This is a genomic window from Anabaena sp. AL93, from assembly GCF_001672085.1.
GTDB classification, from domain to species: Bacteria; Cyanobacteriota; Cyanobacteriia; order Cyanobacteriales; family Nostocaceae; genus Dolichospermum; species Dolichospermum heterosporum.
The window spans coordinates 18,810-39,180 of the sequence record NZ_LJOU01000056.1; the positions used below are offsets into that span (position 1 = coordinate 18,810).

At 38.7% G+C, this 20,371-nt stretch carries 20 protein-coding genes, 1 tRNA gene and 2 pseudogenes; 11 read left to right on the top strand and 12 right to left on the bottom strand.

Annotation, left to right across the window (positions count from 1 at the left end; translation table 11 throughout):
* Window positions 1–3: 3 nt before the first annotated feature.
* The 4 genes from AN486_RS15290 to AN486_RS15305 all read right to left on the bottom strand — a co-directional run bounded on the left by AN486_RS15290 (window position 4) and on the right by AN486_RS15305 (window position 3,640).
* Window positions 4–399 (bottom strand): hypothetical protein, encoded by a 396-nt coding sequence (locus tag AN486_RS15290; protein ID WP_053538298.1) that lies wholly within the window; start codon window positions 397–399, stop codon window positions 4–6.
* 21 nt (window positions 400–420) lie between these two features.
* Complete coding sequence (locus AN486_RS15295; RefSeq protein ID WP_053538299.1) at window positions 421–1,305, bottom strand: ABC transporter permease; 885 nt, start codon at window positions 1,303–1,305, stop codon at window positions 421–423.
* 241 nt (window positions 1,306–1,546) lie between these two features.
* Window positions 1,547–2,890, bottom strand: a complete 1,344-nt coding sequence (locus tag AN486_RS15300; protein WP_168637195.1) for a hemolysin family protein — start codon at window positions 2,888–2,890, stop codon at window positions 1,547–1,549.
* A 54-nt stretch (window positions 2,891–2,944) separates the two neighbouring features.
* Complete coding sequence (locus tag AN486_RS15305) at window positions 2,945–3,640, bottom strand: hypothetical protein (RefSeq protein WP_168637194.1); 696 nt, start codon at window positions 3,638–3,640, stop codon at window positions 2,945–2,947.
* A gap of 238 nt (window positions 3,641–3,878) precedes the next feature.
* On the opposite strand from AN486_RS15305, the gene AN486_RS15310 reads away from it, so the two are divergent.
* Window positions 3,879–3,951 (top strand) — tRNA-Ile (locus AN486_RS15310).
* Window positions 3,952–4,271: 320 nt separating this feature from the next.
* Here the strand turns inward: AN486_RS15310 and AN486_RS15315 are convergent.
* The 6 genes and pseudogenes from AN486_RS15315 to AN486_RS15340 form a co-directional block, all read right to left on the bottom strand.
* Window positions 4,272–5,366, bottom strand: coding sequence for a cation transporting ATPase C-terminal domain-containing protein (locus AN486_RS15315; protein ID WP_367142441.1), 1,095 nt, complete (start codon window positions 5,364–5,366; stop codon window positions 4,272–4,274).
* 363 nt (window positions 5,367–5,729) lie between these two features.
* Window positions 5,730–5,879 (bottom strand): annotated as a pseudogene (locus tag AN486_RS15320) (CsbD family protein); the annotation flags it as partial.
* A gap of 165 nt (window positions 5,880–6,044) precedes the next feature.
* Entirely contained in the window at window positions 6,045–6,515 is a 471-nt protein-coding gene (locus tag AN486_RS15325; RefSeq protein WP_053538304.1) for a BON domain-containing protein, read from the bottom strand.
* A 14-nt stretch (window positions 6,516–6,529) separates the two neighbouring features.
* On the bottom strand, window positions 6,530–7,159 hold the full coding sequence (locus AN486_RS15330; protein ID WP_053538305.1) for a general stress protein: 630 nt from the start codon (window positions 7,157–7,159) through the stop codon (window positions 6,530–6,532).
* 385 nt (window positions 7,160–7,544) lie between these two features.
* On the bottom strand, window positions 7,545–7,727 hold the full coding sequence (locus AN486_RS15335) for a CsbD family protein (protein ID WP_190383863.1): 183 nt from the start codon (window positions 7,725–7,727) through the stop codon (window positions 7,545–7,547).
* Between the two features lie 43 nt (window positions 7,728–7,770).
* Window positions 7,771–8,673 (bottom strand): DUF2382 domain-containing protein, encoded by a 903-nt coding sequence (locus AN486_RS15340; RefSeq protein WP_290601396.1) that lies wholly within the window; start codon window positions 8,671–8,673, stop codon window positions 7,771–7,773.
* A 550-nt stretch (window positions 8,674–9,223) separates the two neighbouring features.
* Here AN486_RS15340 and AN486_RS15345 point away from each other — a divergent pair.
* From AN486_RS15345 to AN486_RS15360, 4 genes are all read left to right on the top strand, one after another.
* Complete coding sequence (locus tag AN486_RS15345; RefSeq protein WP_053538307.1) at window positions 9,224–9,910, top strand: hypothetical protein; 687 nt, start codon at window positions 9,224–9,226, stop codon at window positions 9,908–9,910.
* Window positions 9,911–10,092: 182 nt separating this feature from the next.
* Window positions 10,093–11,844, top strand: coding sequence for an ABC transporter ATP-binding protein (locus AN486_RS15350; RefSeq protein ID WP_053538308.1), 1,752 nt, complete (start codon window positions 10,093–10,095; stop codon window positions 11,842–11,844).
* A gap of 66 nt (window positions 11,845–11,910) precedes the next feature.
* Entirely contained in the window at window positions 11,911–12,582 is a 672-nt protein-coding gene (locus AN486_RS15355) for a HupE/UreJ family protein (protein ID WP_168637190.1), read from the top strand.
* A 179-nt stretch (window positions 12,583–12,761) separates the two neighbouring features.
* Window positions 12,762–13,055 carry a hypothetical protein gene (locus tag AN486_RS15360; protein WP_172891230.1) on the top strand — a complete coding sequence of 98 codons (294 nt, stop codon included), beginning with the start codon at window positions 12,762–12,764 and terminating at the stop codon, window positions 13,053–13,055.
* A gap of 97 nt (window positions 13,056–13,152) precedes the next feature.
* Here the strand turns inward: AN486_RS15360 and surE are convergent, their stop codons facing one another.
* Window positions 13,153–13,833: a 5'/3'-nucleotidase SurE gene (surE, locus tag AN486_RS15365; protein ID WP_290601400.1), complete on the bottom strand. Its 681-nt coding sequence runs from the start codon at window positions 13,831–13,833 to the stop codon at window positions 13,153–13,155.
* A gap of 152 nt (window positions 13,834–13,985) precedes the next feature.
* Here surE and AN486_RS15370 point away from each other — a divergent pair.
* From AN486_RS15370 to AN486_RS15390, 5 genes and pseudogenes are all read left to right on the top strand, one after another.
* A pseudogene (locus AN486_RS15370) lies at window positions 13,986–14,267 on the top strand (ribulose-phosphate 3-epimerase); the annotation flags it as partial.
* Between the two features lie 144 nt (window positions 14,268–14,411).
* Complete coding sequence (locus AN486_RS15375; protein WP_053538312.1) at window positions 14,412–15,512, top strand: PD-(D/E)XK nuclease family protein; 1,101 nt, start codon at window positions 14,412–14,414, stop codon at window positions 15,510–15,512.
* A gap of 109 nt (window positions 15,513–15,621) precedes the next feature.
* Window positions 15,622–15,903, top strand: coding sequence for a hypothetical protein (locus AN486_RS15380; RefSeq protein ID WP_193964291.1), 282 nt, complete (start codon window positions 15,622–15,624; stop codon window positions 15,901–15,903).
* Window positions 15,900–16,286, top strand: coding sequence for a type II toxin-antitoxin system VapC family toxin (locus AN486_RS15385; RefSeq protein ID WP_039203075.1), 387 nt, complete (start codon window positions 15,900–15,902; stop codon window positions 16,284–16,286). Before AN486_RS15380 ends, AN486_RS15385 begins: the two co-directional genes overlap by 4 nt.
* A gap of 134 nt (window positions 16,287–16,420) precedes the next feature.
* Entirely contained in the window at window positions 16,421–16,897 is a 477-nt protein-coding gene (locus tag AN486_RS15390) for a Uma2 family endonuclease (protein WP_027401921.1), read from the top strand.
* Window positions 16,898–16,920: 23 nt separating this feature from the next.
* Here AN486_RS15390 and AN486_RS15395 read toward each other — a convergent pair whose 3' ends face one another.
* Window positions 16,921–18,513 (bottom strand): S8 family serine peptidase, encoded by a 1,593-nt coding sequence (locus AN486_RS15395; RefSeq protein ID WP_053538313.1) that lies wholly within the window; start codon window positions 18,511–18,513, stop codon window positions 16,921–16,923.
* Window positions 18,514–18,630: 117 nt separating this feature from the next.
* On the opposite strand from AN486_RS15395, the gene rpe reads away from it, so the two are divergent.
* Window positions 18,631–19,338, top strand: coding sequence for a ribulose-phosphate 3-epimerase (gene rpe, locus AN486_RS15400; RefSeq protein ID WP_168637184.1), 708 nt, complete (start codon window positions 18,631–18,633; stop codon window positions 19,336–19,338).
* Window positions 19,339–20,371 lie beyond the last annotated feature (1,033 nt).

Below are 20,371 nucleotides of genomic sequence, written 5' to 3' on the forward strand. Positions count from 1 at the left end.
TTCCTATTTAACGGGTAATTTACCTGATGATGGTAAAATCTGTAAAGGAAAGAGATTTTGTCCAGGGATAATGGCAGAAGTGCCTGGATTTTGTTGTAGTTGAGGTTGAAGTAGTTTCTGTTGTTCTGCCTTAAATGCGGCTATGGCTGGATCTAACTGTTGATTTTGTTGTTCCGCATTCCATTGGGTATTGCTCATTTGCAATGTGTGCATGAGACTGAGGGGGTTGAAATCTGAGCCGTTACCAGATAAAGTATTGCTATTGCGATCGCTTTCCAAAGTCCCAAAAGGTTGATTAGGATCAGCTAAAGTGGGTGATACTCCTAATAGAGAAGCGAAACTCATGCCGGCGATAGTGGCAACAATAATTTTGCGAACTGGTAAAAATGGACTTTTCATGAAATTGCCCCTTATATATTTTTAAGCAAGACTGCGACGTAGTTGAGGTTGAATACTCAATAAAGCCACTATTGCAAAACCGAGTAATACTAACAACGCTACCCCAAAGGTAACATCACCCCAAAAGGCGTGCATAACGATATCATTTAATCCCCAACTGCTGTGTAAATACAAATAGCGAATGGGTTCAATTGCATAGCTGAGAGGATTGAGTGTGGCGATAACCTGCAACCAACCGGGCATAAAGGATAAAGGTGCTAAGGCTGTGCTGGCAAATAATAATGGAAGGTTAGTCACAAAAATTACGGCGATAAGTTCAATGTGTCCGGGTAATGCAAAGGCTAAACCTAAAGAAATAGCGGTGACACCTAAAGCTAGGAGAAAGACAATGAGAGCGATCGCACATAATCCTGTAATATCAGGTAAACCAGCCCCTAAAAATGCCGCTGCTGCCACAATTACCGCTGCTTGGAGTAAACTTTGGCTAATAATAAAAATAGCAGAAGCAAAAACAATTGAAAAGCGGGAAGCTAGAGGTGCAACCAGCAAGCGATTTAAAAAGCCAAATTCTCTATCAAACATCACAGGTAAGCCGGCATTTAACGCCCCAGCAAAAGCAGTAAATACTATTACACCTGCTGCTAAAAATTGTCCGTAATTTGTCGTACTACCAAACAAACCTTTGGGAGCATTTTGGAATAAAGCCCCAAACAGAACTAACCACATAACAGGCTGAATAATCCCAGCTATCAGGCTAGAGGGACGACGTTGGAGTTGAATAAATAGACGACGGGTTAAAGCAAAAGTTTCTTGAACAATTTCTGCCAAGAAATTGGAGTTTGTATTCACCACTACATTAGATGCGGTGAGTTCTTGCCAATTCATCACTGCTTTATCATTATTCATAGGGAGTGCTACCGTTAAAATGTATGTAAGAATTTAGGAGGTAGGGGCGCAGGGCCTGCGCCCAGTCAGGAGTCACCGAGTCAAAATGAAGAATATTTTTCTCTTGTGTTTTCTGTTGGCGCAAGCATTCTGAATTCGGAAAAATGTATCAATTATAAACATCTCTGTAGTTTTTAATTAGCAAAGAATATTTATAATTCTTAATACTACATTATAACCAATATCCAATAATATCTTTCGGTTAAGCTAAAATTCTAATTTGGATTTGGTGAAGACGCGGACCAATGACAGAGATAACAGTAAATTCAAGATTGTCATAATGAAATATCTCACCTTTGTTGGGGATTTTTTGGCATTGATAAAGCAAAAATCCGCCCAAAGTTTGATATTCTCTAATTAAAGGTAAATTGAGATGTAAGATTTGATTAACTTCTTCTAAATTAATTTGCGCTTGTACCAAAAATGTCTGTTTGTCTACCATTTGAATCAGTAAATCATTGGTACTGTCAAGTCCGCCAGCATGACCAATAATTTCTGCAATAATATCTTGAATAGTTACCAGTCCCACAGTTCCCCCAAATTCATTCACCACCATCACCATAGCGGGTTTCTCTTGCTGCATCATTGGCAAAAGTTCACTTAAAAGCGTTTGTTCTGGTACAAATCGAGGTGGACGCATCCAAGGCTGGATTTGTGTTTCTGGTGTGATTTTTCCTAACGCCAAAGGTTGTGCTAGATCTTGAAAGTAAACTATACCGCGAATGTCGTCTAAAGATTCGCCAATAATAGGATAGCGAGAGTGTCCAGTGGTGGCTATTTCCTGAAGTAAGGTTTGAAAACTCGCAGTTATGGGGATACCAATAATGCTAGTGCGAGGAATCATGATGTCTTCAGCGGTAATATCCCCAAATTCAAAGACATTATTTAAAAGTTCTCGTTCAGCATTCTCTAAACCCGTAGATTCTCGTTCTGTAGAGATAATTAATTGTAACTCTTCCGGTGTCACAGGCGGTCGCCAACTTTGACCCGTGTATTCAATCCCAAACAATCGTAATAGCCAATGGGTTGATTGATTAAGAACCCAAATAAAGGGACTGAAAAACCGGACTATAGATTTAACAGATGGTCCCAAAAATCTAGCTAGGTGTTCTGAGTATAACATAGCCACTGATTTTGGACACAATTCTCCTAAAACAATTTGTAAGTAAGCAATAGCAAAAAAGGCAATGGGGACTGATAAAGAATGAGCGAGTAAGTAATTAATTCTGAAACTTAACGGCCAAGAATCGAGCCATTTTTCTACCAATACAGCAATTGTACTTTCGCCAATCCAACCCAGTGCCAAACTAGAAAGGGTAATACCTAATTGGGCTGTAGATAGTAGTCTATCAATACTACGTTGTAATGTTTCCACTGCGATCGCTCGAATATCACCGGCTTGTACCAACTGTTGAATCCGAGTTCGTCGCACCGTCACCATTGAAAACTCCGCCGTCACAAAAAAGGCATTGATAGCAATTAGCACTAGCACGCTACACAATCGCAGTCCTGTATCTGTCCAACTTAAAGTAGAAAAAGCACTCACTGTCTAAGATAGTGTAGAATTTGACAACTGGAGCAGAAAATCCCAAATCGAATCTTAATTATCTTTCTCTACAGGAATATCAGACAATTGTAACTTGAGTTTTTGAGCCGGATAATCAGTTAAAGATAAAGATATCTGCTTGACATCATCAAGTAAAGCGGTAGGAATGCTGATTGTACCTTTAAATTCTGCACCTTTTGCGGGCAGTTCTGCGGGTAAACCTTCGGTAATTGCACTCAAAGTTCTGCCTTTATCATCAGTAATATCTAAAAAGCTATAGAGAAACCGCACAGACTCGCCACCTTTATTCTGCATATTCACTTTTAGTAGTAAATCACCACCGGAATAGCGAATAGATTTTACAGACATGGTAACACCTTCACTTTCAGCCGTTACAGGAAATCCTGGTTGAGGAGTCTCTTCGACGACGGGTGTTTCCTTTGGCTGCGGCTTGGTAACTTTAATCTCTTCTTCTTCTGATTTGTCTGGTTTATTACCCTTTTTTTTGTCGTTAATTCGTGATTTCACGGTTTCGAGAATATCTTCTTCTTTTAAGAAAGCTACACTTTCCTCCTGGGGGTTATTAGCCTTGTTGCTGTTAAGTTTATTCACAGGACGACCATCTGGTGTAGTGACACCTTTAAGTGCCATACTCCCCAGGGTAAAGCCCAAAAAACCACTTGCAGAACCGGCACCCAACATCAGAGTTAACAAAATTAAAGTTAGTAGTACAGTAGTATTTATTTTCATTAGAAAATAGAAATTTAGATTTAGTTACTATATATGCTAATGGGGATTTTTGAATTTGGCATTTCCGATTTTAGCAAAACTTACGCTCTATACTCCTACGAGGGAGAAAAATCGGGAATTGTTCTTGATGATTGTTTATAGGTTGCCAAATTATGATATGATAGTGTACTGTGGTTAAAGTAAAGTCATAAAATAAATGACTAAGCTGAAATTACAAGGTTAAAATCCAAGTAAATAAGCGCCTTTGGCCGATTGGGGAGGCAACGAACTCATAATTCGTCTTCAGGCTGGTTCGATTCCAGCAGGGCGCACTTTGCAATAATTCAGGACTCACGAGTGAGTACCTGTGCAAAATTAAGTAAAAATCCCTAAACCAATCAATTTTGTAGGGGCAAACCCCCCCGTAGTTGCCCCAAATACCGGGGTAGGCACGGAGGCGCTACCCCTACTGTCTGGCTTTGAATTTAGGGCGTTAAGACATGAAAATCAAAAATTCCATTTCTCAAACTCTTACTCTCTGCGCCTCTGCGCCTCTGCGTGTTAGCGAAGCGGGGCGAAGCCTGATAAAGTCACACTTTCATTCACCAACGCCGAATTTAGATAGTGTATCTCATTAATCTGCTGTATCTTTTTAAAACTTGATCCGACTGTAAAAAATACCCTTAACAATTTCCGCAGCCGTGACGTAGAGGGCGACTATTGCCATTAAAATGAGGACAAAACTCAAAGGTAAGGCTTGAAATCCCAGGACAGAGGCTAGGGGAGTATAGGGAATAATTAATGTAATTATAGCGATCGCTATTGTCGCACCAAACAGGTATGGACTGGGTTTACTGTGAAAAATAGATTGACGGGTACGAATTACCAACACAATCATAGATGCAGAAATTACCGATTCCATAAACCAACCTGTCCTGAATTGTGCTGAGTCAGCGTGTAATAATAACAGCAACGCCCCAAAAGTAAGATAGTCGAATACAGAACTCAATAACCCAAACACCAACATAAACTTACTAATAAAGTGAATGTCCCATCTCCGGGGTTTGCTAACTAGTTCCGGGTCTACTCTGTCCGCTGCAATGGTCATTTCAGGAAAATCGGTAAGCAGGTTAGTGAGTAAGATTTGCTTAGGTAATAGAGGCAAAAAAGGCAACATGAGAGACACACCTGCCATGCTGAACATATTCCCAAAATTGGCACTAGTAGCCTGCTGACTAATACTAGCAGCAACGGCGTGACTATCACCGGTGATCATTTTCAAAGTAACACCCAAATTTGCTAGATCAATAATTGTATTTTTGATATCGGATTTTGGCGGATCATATAAAGCCAAATAGCCCAAAAAAGTAAAATTAATTTCATCTTTAAGCGTGATATGATTAGTATTTATATTTCGATAGGCAACGCCCAAAGTGCGAAAACCTTGACTACCTAAATCTTCATATTTTTGCTGGATTTGCTGCCGGATTGGTTCAATATTAATTACTTTATTTTCTGCCATTTCTACCGTAGTGCAGATATCGAGAATGTTAGCAATTGCTCCTTTTGTAATTACCAAAAGATGATTATCTTGACTTAACAAAATACTTAAACGTTTGCGGTTAAAATCATAGGGAATTTCATCCAGCTTTTTATATGCAGAAATATCAAAAGATTGATGATTACGAATTGCTTCATCAATAGGATTAACATAACCTTTTTCGTGTGGGATCTGACACCCGCAGATCCCCCTAAATCCCCCTTTTCAAGGGGGACTTTGAGGAATTTAGCCCCCCTTTGTAAGGGGGGTTGGGGGGATTTCGATTAATTCTGATACTTTTGAAACATCCTCTTAATTTCCAGCAAATAAATCCTAAAAATGTTGGGTTTCCTTGCGTCAACCCAACCTACAAGTTTTAATTCAGGATTACTTAAAAGTGTTGCGAAGCTCTTCTTTCATTTTATTTGCTGGGTTACGAGATTCACTTTTTATATCATTAGTTTTTCCACCAGGTAGATACTTAGGGTTGACAATACTATTATCTATGGCTTTTTCAGTTTTAGCTTCAATATTTTTGGTGACTGCCCTTGATTTTGGTTGCCATTTTGCATCTTTTATATCTTCAACTGCACTACGAACTTTACTTTCAGCTTGCTTGGCTTTGCCCATGAATTGATCTTTTTTGTTTCCTGTCACATTACCTAAAGTTTCTTGAACTTTACCTTCAATATTTTTAGTTGTGGCTTCGACTCGATTCATGGTTGTGGCAATTTGAGTCTGGGCAAGACTAACTTCAGCAGTAAAAGCTGTGAAAATTCCCAGACAGAAAACTAAACTAATGATGAGAAAAAACTTGCGAACTTGTGAAAATAGATTCATGAAATTCTCCTTATTTATAGGTTGTTAATTAATAAATACTATCGGTTATAGTTTTGGACTGGGTACGGCTGGAACAATTTTGACTACAACTTTGACGCTTCTGACACCTTTGATTTCTTTAGCAAGAGAATTAATTTTATTTAGTTGTTCTTGAGTCTGGACATTTCCAACCACGACAACTGCCCCATCTTTAGCAGCCACAGTTAATTGACTAGAGGGGATATTCGCCTCCAACTTAGAACGAACCTCACTGGCAAGATCACTATTAGCGCGGGTTGCATTCCCTCCAGTGACGTTATTGCGTTGCTCACGGGCGCGAATATCTGCGTTGAGTTGATCTCGACGAACTTGGCTAGTTGCGTCTTTTTGATTGGCTAAAATTGTTTTGTCTGTGGGAACTTCACCCGTTTTCTCGGTAGTATCTGGCGCACTGCTGCTAGTTTTGGCTTTATTGTCACAAGCAACCGTTCCCAGAAGTAAAATGCTACTGAGGACTAAAAGCGTAATTTTTCTCATATTTCCAATCCCTTTTACACACGCGAGACAACAGGATTAGCAGAACGGCTAATGGTTGGACTATTGTAAACTTCCCATTCACGCATTCCCTTGTGTTTGAAAATGGTTTCTGCTCTCAGGATTTCCGCTTCTGTGCCATCTACAATTACTAAATAATCTCCGTCAACTACATAATCGTGATACACTTGCGCCCGATGTTCAGGGATTCCTAAACCTACTAAACTACCAATTAACCCACCAACTGCCGCTCCGATAGCTCCACCGGCTATAGTAGTAGCGATCGCTGTAGCTGCTGCTCCGGCTAACATAATTGGACCAATCCCCGGAATTGCTAGAGTTCCTAACCCAATTAGTAACCCTGTCAACCCCCCAACCGCTCCTCCTGCCTCGACTCCAGTTTTCGCACCTTCCTCTACACGAGTGGTTTCATGAGTGGTTTCATGGCCGATTTCACGGGTTTCTGTTGGTTCTTGAACTCGTGTTTCACCAATTTGGTATCGCTGATTTAGATCTTCATCATGTTTAGCAATCACAGATACCTGATTCATGTCAAATCCGTTATCTCGCAGTTCATTTAGAGCATCTTCTACTTCTTCGTGACTAGAAAATACTCCTACTGCTCGTTTATTATTAATCAAGGTCATTTTTTTATCCTCTTAAAAAGGGAATAAGTGGCAGGTAACAAGGTAATTAAGAATTAGTTTGTAAGATCAAAAAAAGCCTTATTTCCCCCGCCCCTGCCTGGTAGTCTGTCAACCCGAAAATGACGGGTGAAGGCAAGCAGGGGGAGAAGAGAGGCAGGGGAGGCAGGGGAGGGAAGAACAGAAGTTTTTTCCGATCATTACCCGTCAAAATAAATTTGACGAACTACTAGTTAAGTAGTGAGACAGAATTAATTACACAATGTCATTGCGTAAGCGTTGCGTGGCGTTAGCCATATGGAACGAAGTGAAATGAAGCAATCCCAAGGGTTGTGATTGCTTCCCTTCCCTCGCAATGACTGTAAATATTTTTGTCCAATTACTTAATCTACTCGATCATTTCTTTGGCTTGATCCTTCACATCTTCAACTGCGTGGCGAACTTTGGCTTCTGCTTGTTTTGCCTTGCCTTCTGCTTGAGTTTTTGGATCTCCGGTTAAATCACCTACTGCTTCTTGAACCTTACCTTCAATGTTTTTGGCAGTTGCCTTAGCTCTATTTTTCATACTCATAATCCACTCCTAATGGAAAATTTACTAACGCGAAATCTGGGTTTTATCTTCTTTCCACATTCGGATGTTCTTGGGTGTTAACATCCAATTCTTCTCGACGCAGAGTTTCTTCTGCTTCAATAGTTTCGTGATCTACAACTTTATCAACTCTGACTTCTTCTCGTAAGAAAGCTTCTTTATGAATATCCGCAGTTTCTTCATAAAGTTCTATTCGACTCACTTCTGTCGTCCCAAAGCTATCGCCATCTAAAGCCACCGTTTCTCCCGCAGTTGTAGGAGTGACTCGTTCAATGACAATTCTTTCTTTATCTATGGGAACTGAAACCCGCGCTTTTTCTGTTTCTGTATGTTTCCCAACAATCACTTCTCCCGTTTTGGCGCGGATTTTGTTGGCAATTAATCGTTCTTGATATAGTTTGAAAGTTTGATGATCCTGATCATTCAAAGCATATAGAGCCGGATCTGCTTTATAGTCATAGGCAGCACTGCCGTTACCGGACTTTCTCGGTGGGGCTATGGGAGGGGCTACCATAGTAGCTCCCGCAGGTCGAGAACTGGCTGTATCTACAGAACCGGAACTTTCTAAGAATGCTTCGGAACGATACACTCCTCTGACTTGTTCTTCATAGTTATAATCAATTTCTTTGTGTTCGTTAAATTCGGGTAAATTCTCCGCTTGTTGTTTGGTCATTCCCACTGTATAAATCCGTTCAGAGGTATGATCAATGCGCGAACGACCAACTGGCAATAAAACTTTTTTCCCAAAAATCCACAAACCTAAATCAACAACAAAATAGCGAAAATGTCCTTGGTCATCTACTAAAATATCGCTGACTGTGCCAATTTTTTCATCTGCGGTTGCATAGACACCCATACCTTTGATATCTTTGCCTTCAAAACTTTCTCGATAATTCGGATCAAATTCTTTAATTTTCAAAAGAGACATACTATTTCCATCTCCATTTTTTACGGATGTGGAACAGGTTGATAATTTTCTCCTGTTCCAGTTTCACCATCAGTTGATGTCATCAAATACCAATTATTCTCAACATTAGAACCTGGTACAATTGGGTTATGAGTTTTTCTGCTCTGTTAGTTCTAATATGTATACATTAGTTATTTTTATGATTAAGACCGTCCATCAAAGGGTTGATTATGCTGGTATGTCAATAGACAGAGATTCTTAACTGAGTGAATATGTAGGAAAGTGCCAGATCCCCGACTTCAGATCCCCGACTTCTTCAAGAAGTCGGGGATCTGTATGATCTGTGTGGGATTAAAAGTGTATAAATTCGTTTATAGCCAAATAATTTAAAAATTCCCCTTGGGGAAAATCGCAAATAATACACTCGGTGTCAAAAAATTGCACTAAAATCACTACGGCGGTAATCTTTGGTTGTGAGGTGTGAGGTATTTTTAAGTCAGCTTGACGATAAAATTAATCCACTTCCTGCGGTCTTTAGGCTTACTGCGCTAAAAAATTAGAGAGTTAATTTATGTTTCAGTTATTAAGCCGGGTTTTGCTATGGCTCTTAATTGGTGTTGTAGCCTTTTCTTTGTTTCAAAGATTCTATCCATCAGTAACTTTTGTCGGCAGATTTGTTTTAGGGTTAGTCATTGTTGTTTTAGCTTTAGCATTTCTCAATCCCAATGAACCAGCATTGGCTTCATTGTGGCGATTTATCTCCTTCCCGCTCAAGCCTTTGGGCGCTTCGGTTTTAATGTTGTTTCTAGCTGCTCAAAAAATCAAAGGCGGTGGCATTGATAAACCGGGCGGTTTTTTATTAGGATGGGCTTTGACGGTTTTGCTTTTGTCCAGCACGCCAGCGATCGCTTACTTCCTCGTTAGATCACCCGTTGCTACAGTTGGGGAGATGAACATCAATCAGCCAACTGCCCCATCTACCTTAGTGGCCTTTGATCTGGCAAATCCTAATTTCACAATCTCAGATATTGGGCAAAATATCATCCCACGTAAGGTAGAGATAAATTCTCCAACTATAGCCTTCAATAGTCTGACTGCGAATATCCCTTCCTATCTCCTCCAAAATCCTCAAGCAATCAGCACCCGCGGGTTACGGGTAGAAGACTTTGTTCCTAATGCAGAAACACTGCAACTTACTACCCAAGTATGGGAAAGTTATCTCAATCAGATTTATGTTTTCCTACGTGGCCGGACGTAGAGGAGGTAGGGGGTAGAGGGAGTAGGGGGAGTAGGGGGAGTAGGGGGGTAGGGGGAGTAGGGGGGTAGGGGGAGTGGGGGGAGTGGGGGGAGTAGGGGAGAAATTTCGTTCGTTCGTTCGTTCTTTCTTCTTTCTTTCTGTTGACTATTCTTACAATACCAAAAAGTTAGATAATTGTTGGCATGGCCAAATCTCACAGACTTGATAAAATCGCTGCTTATTTACGCCCCTATTGGCGCGAAACCGTTTTCGGTATTATTGCTTTATTAGTTGTCAATGGGCTGGGTGTATATATTCCTTTGTTAATCCGTTCAGGGGTAGATACTCTATCTAAGAGTTTTAGTTTTCGCCAAATCATCCATTATGTAGTCCTTATCGCCCTACTTAGTTCCGCTATGTGGATGATGCGAATGGCTTCTCGGATTTGGATATTTGGTGTGGGAAGACAGGTAGAATTTGACCTCAAACAGCGGATTTTTCAACACCTGCTGCAATTAGAACCTGCTTATTTTACGGTTAATACTCCTGGGGATTTAATTAGTCGCGCTACCAGTGATGTAGATAATATTCGACGGTTGGTAGGTTTTGCTGTATTAAGTTTGGCAAATACTTTTTTTGCCTATACTCTGACATTACCAGTGATGTTGTCTCTGAGTGCGGAACTGACATTGGCATCATTAGCAGTGTACCCGTTCATGTTTATGATGGTGCATTTTTTTAGCGATCGCTTGCGTAATGAACAAACCGCCGTCCAGGAAGAACTTGCAGAAATTAGTGAACTGGTGCGGGAAGATATGAGCGGTATGGCGCTGATTAAAATTTACGCCCAAGAAGACAATGAGCGTCAAGCATTTAACCGGAAAAATGAGCAGCTATTAACCGCTAACCTCAAACTAGCTAAAACTCGCAACACCCTATTTCCCCTGATTGGTGGATTAGCAAGTCTCAGTTCTTTGATGATTATTTGGTTAGGTACAGCAAGAATATCCGCTGGAACTCTTGCAATTGGTGATTTTCTGGCTTTGCTAATTTATGTAGAGCGATTAATTTTCCCTACCGCTTTATTAGGATTCACTATTACTGCTTACCAACGGGGTGAAGTGAGTATTGATCGCTTGGAAACTATTCTCAGCGTGACTCCGAAAATTCAAGACACACCAGACGCTATCCATGTAGAACCCAGCCAACTCAAAGGGGAATTGACAGCAGTAAACTTTAGTTATACTTACCCCGGTGTAAATACCCCAGTTTTAGAACATCTGAATTTTCAGATCGCACCTGGGGAAGTAGTAGCTATTGTTGGTCCGGTTGGTTCAGGAAAATCAACCTTAGCGAATGCTGTCCCCAGATTATTGGATATTCAGCCAGGACAGTTGTTTTTAGATGGGTTGGATATTACAAAACTAGCTGTGAGTGATTTACGTGGTGCGATCGCCTACGTACCACAAGATAGCTTTTTATTCAGTACCACCGTCAAAAATAATATCCGTTATGGTGATCCCGTCTCCGCCGCAGAAGACGTAGTTTACGCCGCCAAAATGGCGCAAATTGACGCAGAAATTCAGAATTTCCCCCAACAGTATGAAACCCTAGTGGGTGAGCGAGGAATTACCCTTTCTGGTGGACAAAGACAACGCACAGCTTTAGCAAGAGCAATGTTAATTGATGCCCCCATCTTGCTGTTGGATGATGCCCTATCCAGTGTAGACAATCAAACTGCTACACAAATCCTCACCAATCTGGCTACAGGGACAAAAAGAAAAACCGTAATTTTTATTACTCACCAACTTGCTGCTGCTGCCACATCTGACCGAATTTTGGTCATGGAACAGGGGAAAATCGTTCAAACGGGTCATCACTCAGAACTGGTAGAACAGCCTGGACTTTATCAAAATTTGTGGAATCAACATCAAGTAGAAGAACTATTACATTGAGCCAAAATGGATTAATTTTTGTAATAATTAGCAGTAGTATTAATTACCAACCAGCATAATCTAAAGATGTCTAAAAATTCACAGTTAGTAGCTTCTGAGTCCAGTAACTTATTAACATCTAAACAGCAGCGTCTTTTAGGATCTATCGCCATTTTAGTCGTCATTAGTTTACTGACTTCAGCCGGTGGATCACCCATTGAACATAATGTTTCCAACATCTGGGAAGGTTTTATTTGGGGCATAGCCGATCCAGTGATTAGTTTAGACCGTTTTGCAGGGATTGTAGCATTAGGTTTATTTTCCGCTAGATTTACCCGTGGTAATTGGCTAAATATCACTTTTGTTATTGCTGCTATCTGTGGACAATTGATTAATTTATCTCCAGTGATCTTACCTGCACCAGCAATAGCTATTGCTATTTGTACCATTGCATTAGGAGTAATGTTAGTTACACCAATTCCTATTCATTGGTTAGCAATAGCTTTATTAAGTGCTACTGCTGGGATATTTCAAGGTTACTCCGATGCTACATCCATCATCGGTGCAGAAACATTAACTATGATTATCTTCGTAATTAGTGTTGCCTTCACTCAAACAGTAATTATCATGAGTGCCAGAAAAATAGGTGTAAATTTTGGCATCAATGAAATTAATCAAATCTTACCTAAAATCATCCGTTTTGCTGGTTTAGTATTCTGTGCAATTGGTATCGTATTTTTGGGCTACTCAATAATTTAACGTAGGAATTAGGGAATAGGTATTGGGATTAGCACCGCTTGGCGGAAGTTAAGGGTCAAAACTAAGAGGAACGATGACAAGTTACTTGATTTATTAATAATGCTGATTATGAAACTATTGAATGAATATTTAGGAATATTACTGTGATGATTTTTCCTCAAGATTGGAGCAGGCCAGAAATGATTGCAACTGGAATAGAAACAAGAATCAGTCGCTTAGAATCTATTGTTGAACAAATTGGAGACGCTGTACTCTCGACAACTGAGACAATTGAACGTCTTGCTCACAGAGTTGATGCCCTGAGTCTACAAATAGAAGCCCAAGGAAAACAAGTACAGCAGCAAGGTTATCAGATTTTTGCTTTATGTGACGCTGTGCAAAGTTTGGCTGACTCGCAGAAGGATTCTATGGAACAAATCACTCAATTGTCACAAACCTTAGATGGACTTGTATCCTTATTGCAAAATGAATAATGATGGAAGGAGTTCAGGAGTCAGGAGTCAGGAGTCAGGAAGAAGGAAGGAAGAAGAAAGAAGAATTTAGAACCTGAATTAGTAAGCCCTAATTACCTTAAACCCTTAACTTTGTCACCGCGATTTTTCCAGAAAAACATATATCAACATCACTATTAGGAGTCCGTTCTCGTTTACCATATTCTCCTGTATAGTAAAAATCATCACCTTCCATTCGGTAATTAACAGGTAAAGGTTTCGTACAAGGTTGACAAAATACCACTTCTGGATCTGCTTGTTGCGGTAACAGGTGCGGTAGATTGACATTCCAAAAACATCCAGGTTCTAGAGGAAGTTCCATCAAATCCTTTAATAATGCAGATGTCCATTTAACAGCCTTATCCCAATCATAATCACGTTTACCTTGACGATATTGAGAAACAGCAATTCCGGGAATCCCGTGCATAGCAGCCTCTCTGACAGCAGCCACAGTCCCAGAAATATACGCATCAACGCCTAAATTTCCACCAGCATTAATACCAGAAATCACATACTTGATATTTGGTGCAATATGTGAAATGGCAACTCGGATACAATCAGCAGGAGTGCCGGCGATCGCATATTCAAAATCAGAACGCCGTTGCAGATTAATCGGTTGATGGGTAGTAACTTGATGTCCACAGCCTGATTGATGGGATTGTGGTGCAGCAATAATTACTGACTTATCATTTACTGCTTTCAATAAAGCTGCAATACCCGGAGCATCAATACCGTCGTCATTGGTGATAATTATCGTCATACTATGTTTTTTTAATACTTATTATATCTCTTTAGTTTGGTAATTACTAGAATTCTTCTTGGTGATTTTTCTGGTATAGTCTACAAGCTAAAGCATAAAGTTGAGTAAAGTCGCTTCATTAACCTGCTTCTAAAATTGCACCCGAATTTTATGTGCTAATTATGAGCGTTAACCCCGGTTTCGGTGGTCAAAGCTTCATTCCTAGCGTAGTTCCTAAAATCCGCAAGTTGCGTCAAATGTGTGATGAACGCGGTTTAGATCCTTGGACTGAAGTTGATGGGGGACTCAAAGCTAATAATACTTGGCAAGTTTTGGAAGCTGGTGCGAATGCTATTGTAGCGGGTTCGGCTGTGTTCAATGCTCCTGATTATGCTGAGGCGATTACCAATATCCGTAACAGTAAGCGTCCTAGTCCAGAATTAGCTGCTGTTTAATTTAATACTTGTGATTAAGTAAGACTCAGATCCCCGACTTCTTTGAGAAGTCGGGGATCTATTTTTAAAGAATTGCAAAAAATGAGCTATTTGAGTTAATTAATGAAATAATAAAATTGTTCAAACTTCCATAGTTTAAGATAGATGTCTCTATTTACCAAATTATTTTACCTCAGCTCCTCAGTTAATAAACCACTTGAAAATTATTTTACTGAAATAGTCGTTTGTTTTTTGCACCACAATCAAGATATTTTGATTGCTTGGTTGAAATCTTATTCAATTATCATTGAAGATAACTATTCTAACATCAAAGTTTTATCTCAAGAGAGATATAAAAACGAAAAAAGTATAATTGATATACAAATTGAGCTATCAAATGGAATAGACACAGATTTGATATTTATTGAGTCAAAAATTGGTGCTAAAGATCCAAACAATAATTTAAAAAAATATGCTGAAATTTTGAGAAGTTTACCAAATATCAGACATCGAATTTTAATTTATATCACTCGTAAAGATGATCCGAAAGACGAAATTAAGGTTTATACATCAAATTTATTACCACAAGTAAGTTTTTACTCATTGAAATGGCAAGATTTCTATGAATTTTTAAATGAGCATGAAGCTGATAGTTTAAAACCTGATACTCTAAAAATAGAGATATTAAAGTTTATGGAGAAAAAAGAAATGTCTAAGAATAAGGAATTTTCACTTATTGATTTAGTATCAATGATAACTTATCGTAATTTTGTCAAAAAAACTAGCAAGCTCATGGAGTCTACTTTTAGTGATGAAGTGAAAAATAAATTTATTGAAAATTTTGGTTATGAAAATGTCATCACGCCAAATTTAAAAACATTGGGAGATGATGCTATCACCAAAGGGTTTCCAGACTGGCACTTTAGATATTTTCTAGGATACTTTGATTTTACTCCAGAAGAAAATTCAACAGAATATCCAAATATAGAACATCTTAAGTTAGGTGTAGCTATTGGCGCATCGGCTAAATACAGAAGGCGTAGTAAATTTTGTCTTGAATCTATGGATAAAGTTGAGTATGAGCGTGATTGGAGTAAACGTATAAATGATGATGGATGGATGACTATTGATTATACAATAAATATTCAAGAATTGTTATCTGGAAAAGATCATTTATCAAACATCAGAAATTATTTTTTAGAATCCATTGACGAACTGAAAAAAATTCATGATGAATATTTTTATTGGAACAATTTAACTAAATAAAAAACAACACAAGAAGCTAAAGAAGAATATGAATCTTAATGATCAGTAATTTGGGTTAAGCGCATTTATGCTAAAATGCCATTACCACACTCTGTAAGGAGTTTTTTGTATGGCTAACGTTACTTACGATGAAATTTTTGGAGCAGTATTAACCTTACCTCCTCTATACAGAGCAATGCTTGCTGAACATCTTCTCAAAAGTCTTGATGAAAAGGAGCAAATTCAACTGGCTACACAGTTATTGCAATGGGTAGAAGTAAAGATTAATAAAGAACCTCAGTCTATGCCAAATAAAGGATTACGACAGCCAGGACTCGGTTTAGGTTCTTGTATATTCACTGATGACTTTGATGATCCACTACCTGATGAGTTTTGGCTTGGTGAAACATGAAATTACTATTCGATACCCACACTTTTATGTGGTGGCATAGCGAACCAGACCGTATACCTAGAGACACGCTAACATTACTTCAAAATCCCAATCATGAGTTACTTCTGAGCATAGTCAGCCTATGGGAAATGCAAATCAAAATTCAGTTAGGGAAATTAACTCTTAGAGATGATTTAGAACTTATGCTAAAAACTCAGCAGGAGCAAAATAATATTACTTTATTATCTATAACATTTCTCCATATTCTGGAACTAAAAAACTTACCTCTACACCACAAAGATCCATTTGATAGACTTCTACTAGCTCAATCTAAAGTTGAAAATGCAACATTAATTAGTCGAGACTCAGTTTTCCAAAACTATGACTGTCCTGTAATTTGGTAATCGCTAACTCTTTTAGTATAAGTAGCGATCACTAATCGCTCTGTAGGAATAGCTAACTTATTATTTCTCTTTGTTTTATTCCTTTGAAAAATCCGTTAAAATAATATTGGTCTGATCAATCTAGGTAAATGATTATGAGATGGGAAGAAGTTTGTGAAAATAAACAATTACAAGATTTACCCTTCAAAATTGAATTAAATAAATGGGGACAAATTGTCATGAGTCCTGTAAAAATTAAACACTCTTTTTATCAAGGAAGAATCCAACGACTATTAGAATCTTTATTAAAAACTGGCGAAGTCATGCCAGAATGTGCAATCAATACATCAGACGGCGTTAAAGTTGCCGATGTCGTTTGGTGTTCAGATACAAGATTTGATCAAATTCAAGATGAAATATCAGCTTCCATAGCACCAGAAATTTGTATAGAAGTTAAATCTACGGGCAATACTATTGATGAAATGGAATTTAAGAAACAATTATATTTAGAAGCTCAAGCAATTGAAGTATGGTTATGTAATGAACAAGGTGAAATCAGGTTCTATAATCAACAAGGTGAATTAGAAAACTCTTTGTTAGTTCCTGACTTTCCTCAACAAATTAAACGCTAATCTGCTGAACTTTGTTGTATCTATCACCTTTCACCTACAGTCCACCAAGCTAAAGCATAAGGTTGAGTAGCTTCATTCACCTGCTTCTTGAATTGCACCCGAATCTTATAGTTACCATTAGTAGGAACTGGACAAAAAATATGTTCCACACTATCAACTTCACTCACAGAATCACAAACCACAACTTCATTATTTTTCCCATTTTCCTTAACTAAATAGACATCAAGATTATTTAATCCTTTATCTATAAATGTTTCCCCTATATCATATTCCTGATTATTATCTTTATCATTCAACTCCACCAAACGATCCCAACTTAAAGTAATAGCCACAAAACTATTTTGTTTCAAACTCTTTTGCAAAGCATATTCTTTAGAAGAATTAGCATTAACAGTACCATAATCCCAACCAATATGCGGAACTGGTGTATTAGGTTTCCATTCACCACCATTCAACTGTTGATAAGCTCGAAAAGCATTTAAATGACCTGCTCCCATTTGAGCATCCAGGGGAATTTTGGAATTTTTGTAAGCATTAGAAACTAACCAATCTTGATTTTGTTTATCAATTAAAGTCCTCGTCATTCCCAACCGTAAACCATCACCACTATCTTGAATCTTGTCCGCAGAATTAAGTAATATTGCTTTCATGACTTGATGACGACGAGCATCAATAGTCCAATTTGCTTGTTTAATTCGTAACTGTCTATCCACAAATTCCTGTAATAAAGCCACAGTAGCCGTAACTTGCGGTGCAGCAAAACTCGTACCTGTAGATTTATTTAACTTACCATCAGGATTAAGTAAAGGAATATTCGTCCCAGGAGCAACCAAACTAATTGCACTTCTCCCCCCAATATTAAATTCCTTCCCTGCTAAACGATTTTCTATACCTTGATTAATACTCGCCAAATTAGAAACGTGAACTTTATTAAAAATTCCCTCGCGTTCTGAAGAAAAAGCCACATTAATTGCGTTAAAATTATCTGTAGGAATAGGAATCCCGCCTTTGCCTTGATTACCAGCAATGGAATAGACAACATCATGAACACGGCTAGACCAGTCAATACATAATGTTAGTAAAGCATTACCATCTAACATAGCTTCTGGTCGAGGATCACGTTCAAGAGGTTCACCAAAACTAAAATTAATCGCCCGCACATCACCACCATTTTGTAATGCAATATGTTGTGCTGACAGACACTCCTCTGGTTGACCGATTTTTTTTGTAGATCCGACAGCAGAAGAATACAGTCTGGCGTTTGGTGCGACACCAGGAAAAGCCTTATCTTGACTCACCATCACGCCAGAAACATTATAAGCATGAGGATCAACACCAACATTTGATTTAGCCGGGACGTTGCGTGAAAACACTGCAAATGGAGATACAGCCCGATTTTTAGATACGGCTTTATCCCAGCCAAACATCCCCGGACGACCAATTTCTACTTGACCAATGGCAATTTTCCGCCCAGTCAAATTATAAGGAGCTTGATGTAGCTTCAGCGCATCAATACCATTAGCACCTAAAAAATTTGCCAACTTCACCCCAGCACAGACGGGTAAAGTCAAGCAAGAAAAACCTACACTCCAAAAAAGTAGCCAATTTTTACTCATATTTTTAGGGAACAGGGAAAAGTTTTCTGAAAAATTTGAATTTTGAATTAATTTTTAATAATTTCTCCATATTTTGTTACAATGCCTACAGACGAAGACGCTTAAAACCCACTAGCCATGACCCAAAATTCATCTCAAAAGCCTATAGTTATCGCTCCATCTATCCTATCAGCAGATTTTAGCCGTCTGGGTGACGATATTCGCGCCGTAGACAAAGCGGGAGCAGATTGGATTCACGTTGATGTAATGGATGGACGTTTTGTCCCTAATATTACAATAGGTCCTCTGATTGTGGAGGCGATTCGTCCAGTTACAACCAAACCACTGGATGTCCACTTGATGATTGTGGAACCAGAAAAGTATGTAGAAGGTTTTGCTAAAGCCGGTGCTGATATTATTTCTATCCACGCAGAACACAACGCATCTCCTCACCTGCACCGCACTCTTGGACAAATCAGAGAACTCGGTAAGAAAGCTGGAGTTGTACTCAATCCGGGTACACCTTTGGAGTTAATTGAATACGTCCTAGAATTGTGCGATTTAGTGCTAATTATGAGCGTTAACCCCGGTTTTGGTGGTCAAAGCTTCATTCCTAGCGTAGTTCCTAAAATCCGCAAGTTGCGTCAAATGTGCGATGAACGCGGTTTAGATCCTTGGATTGAAGTTGACGGGGGACTAAAAGCTAATAATACTTGGCAAGTTTTGGAAGCTGGCGCTAATGCTATTGTAGCGGGTTCGGCTGTGTTCAATGCTCCTGATTATGCTGAGGCGATTACCAATATCCGTAACAGTAAGCGTCCGACTCCAGAATTAGCTGCTGTTTAATTTGATACTTGTGATTAAGTAAGACTCAGATCCCCGACTTCTTTGAGAAGTCGGGGATCTATTTTTAACGAATTGACAGAGTTTTAGATTAACTAATCAAGCAATCAGGTGTCAGATTGAAGGTTAGGCAGTGGCCGCAAATCGCACAACCAAAACAATCAACCTTGAATCTTGAACGTATACTGAGAGGGAAAATCGCGTTAAATAAGGGTTTTATCTGAAATTCTGTTCAGAAATCAAATAAGAGTCCTATCGTATGCCGAACTATTAATTAAACATCAAAACTATGTTCAAAAATAAAGGCAAAAAGCCAGACATTATAAAAAATACCTAAAATGTTAATAAATGATGCCAGTATTTATTACGGGATAAGGGTTTTAGTTGTATCTTGGGTAATCTGTTGACAATCTTTTATGATTATGTCAACATATAATAAATATGATAATGGCCGGTTTGTGCAAAAATTCCATAATTCCATTGACAGTCATCCACATTGAGTGCTACTCTTAGAACGTGGGTGTAATAGAGCTTTTTACTTATACATCTATACATTCATTAAATTAAATGCCAGCCTAGCTGGTAGCCACGCTGACAGTCATTTTTAATATACTTTTTCTGATTTTGGCGAATCAGGAACTCCAATTCCTTAGAACAAATAGGAGTCAAATTCATTATGGCACAAAATGCCGATCTTCAACCACTTCATTTTGCAATCAGCAACTTTGAAGTTTTGGAACCCACATTCCGCACCCCCAAGTGTCACACCCCAAGAAAACCGATATATTTAGTACATAAGAACTAATACCTGTGAGGGGTGATTAAAATTTATTGAGGCTAAATAGGAATAATTACTATTAAAGCAGATATATAGTCAATAAAACGACTAAGTACGAAATTTTGATTCTGAGGTGATTGTAATGGAAAACCTAGTCCAGAATCATTGAAAGCTTTATCCTCAATGACTATAAAAAACTAAAAAAACGTTTTAAATCAACAGAAAAATGAGAACATGGTAACAGATACTTATATGGAG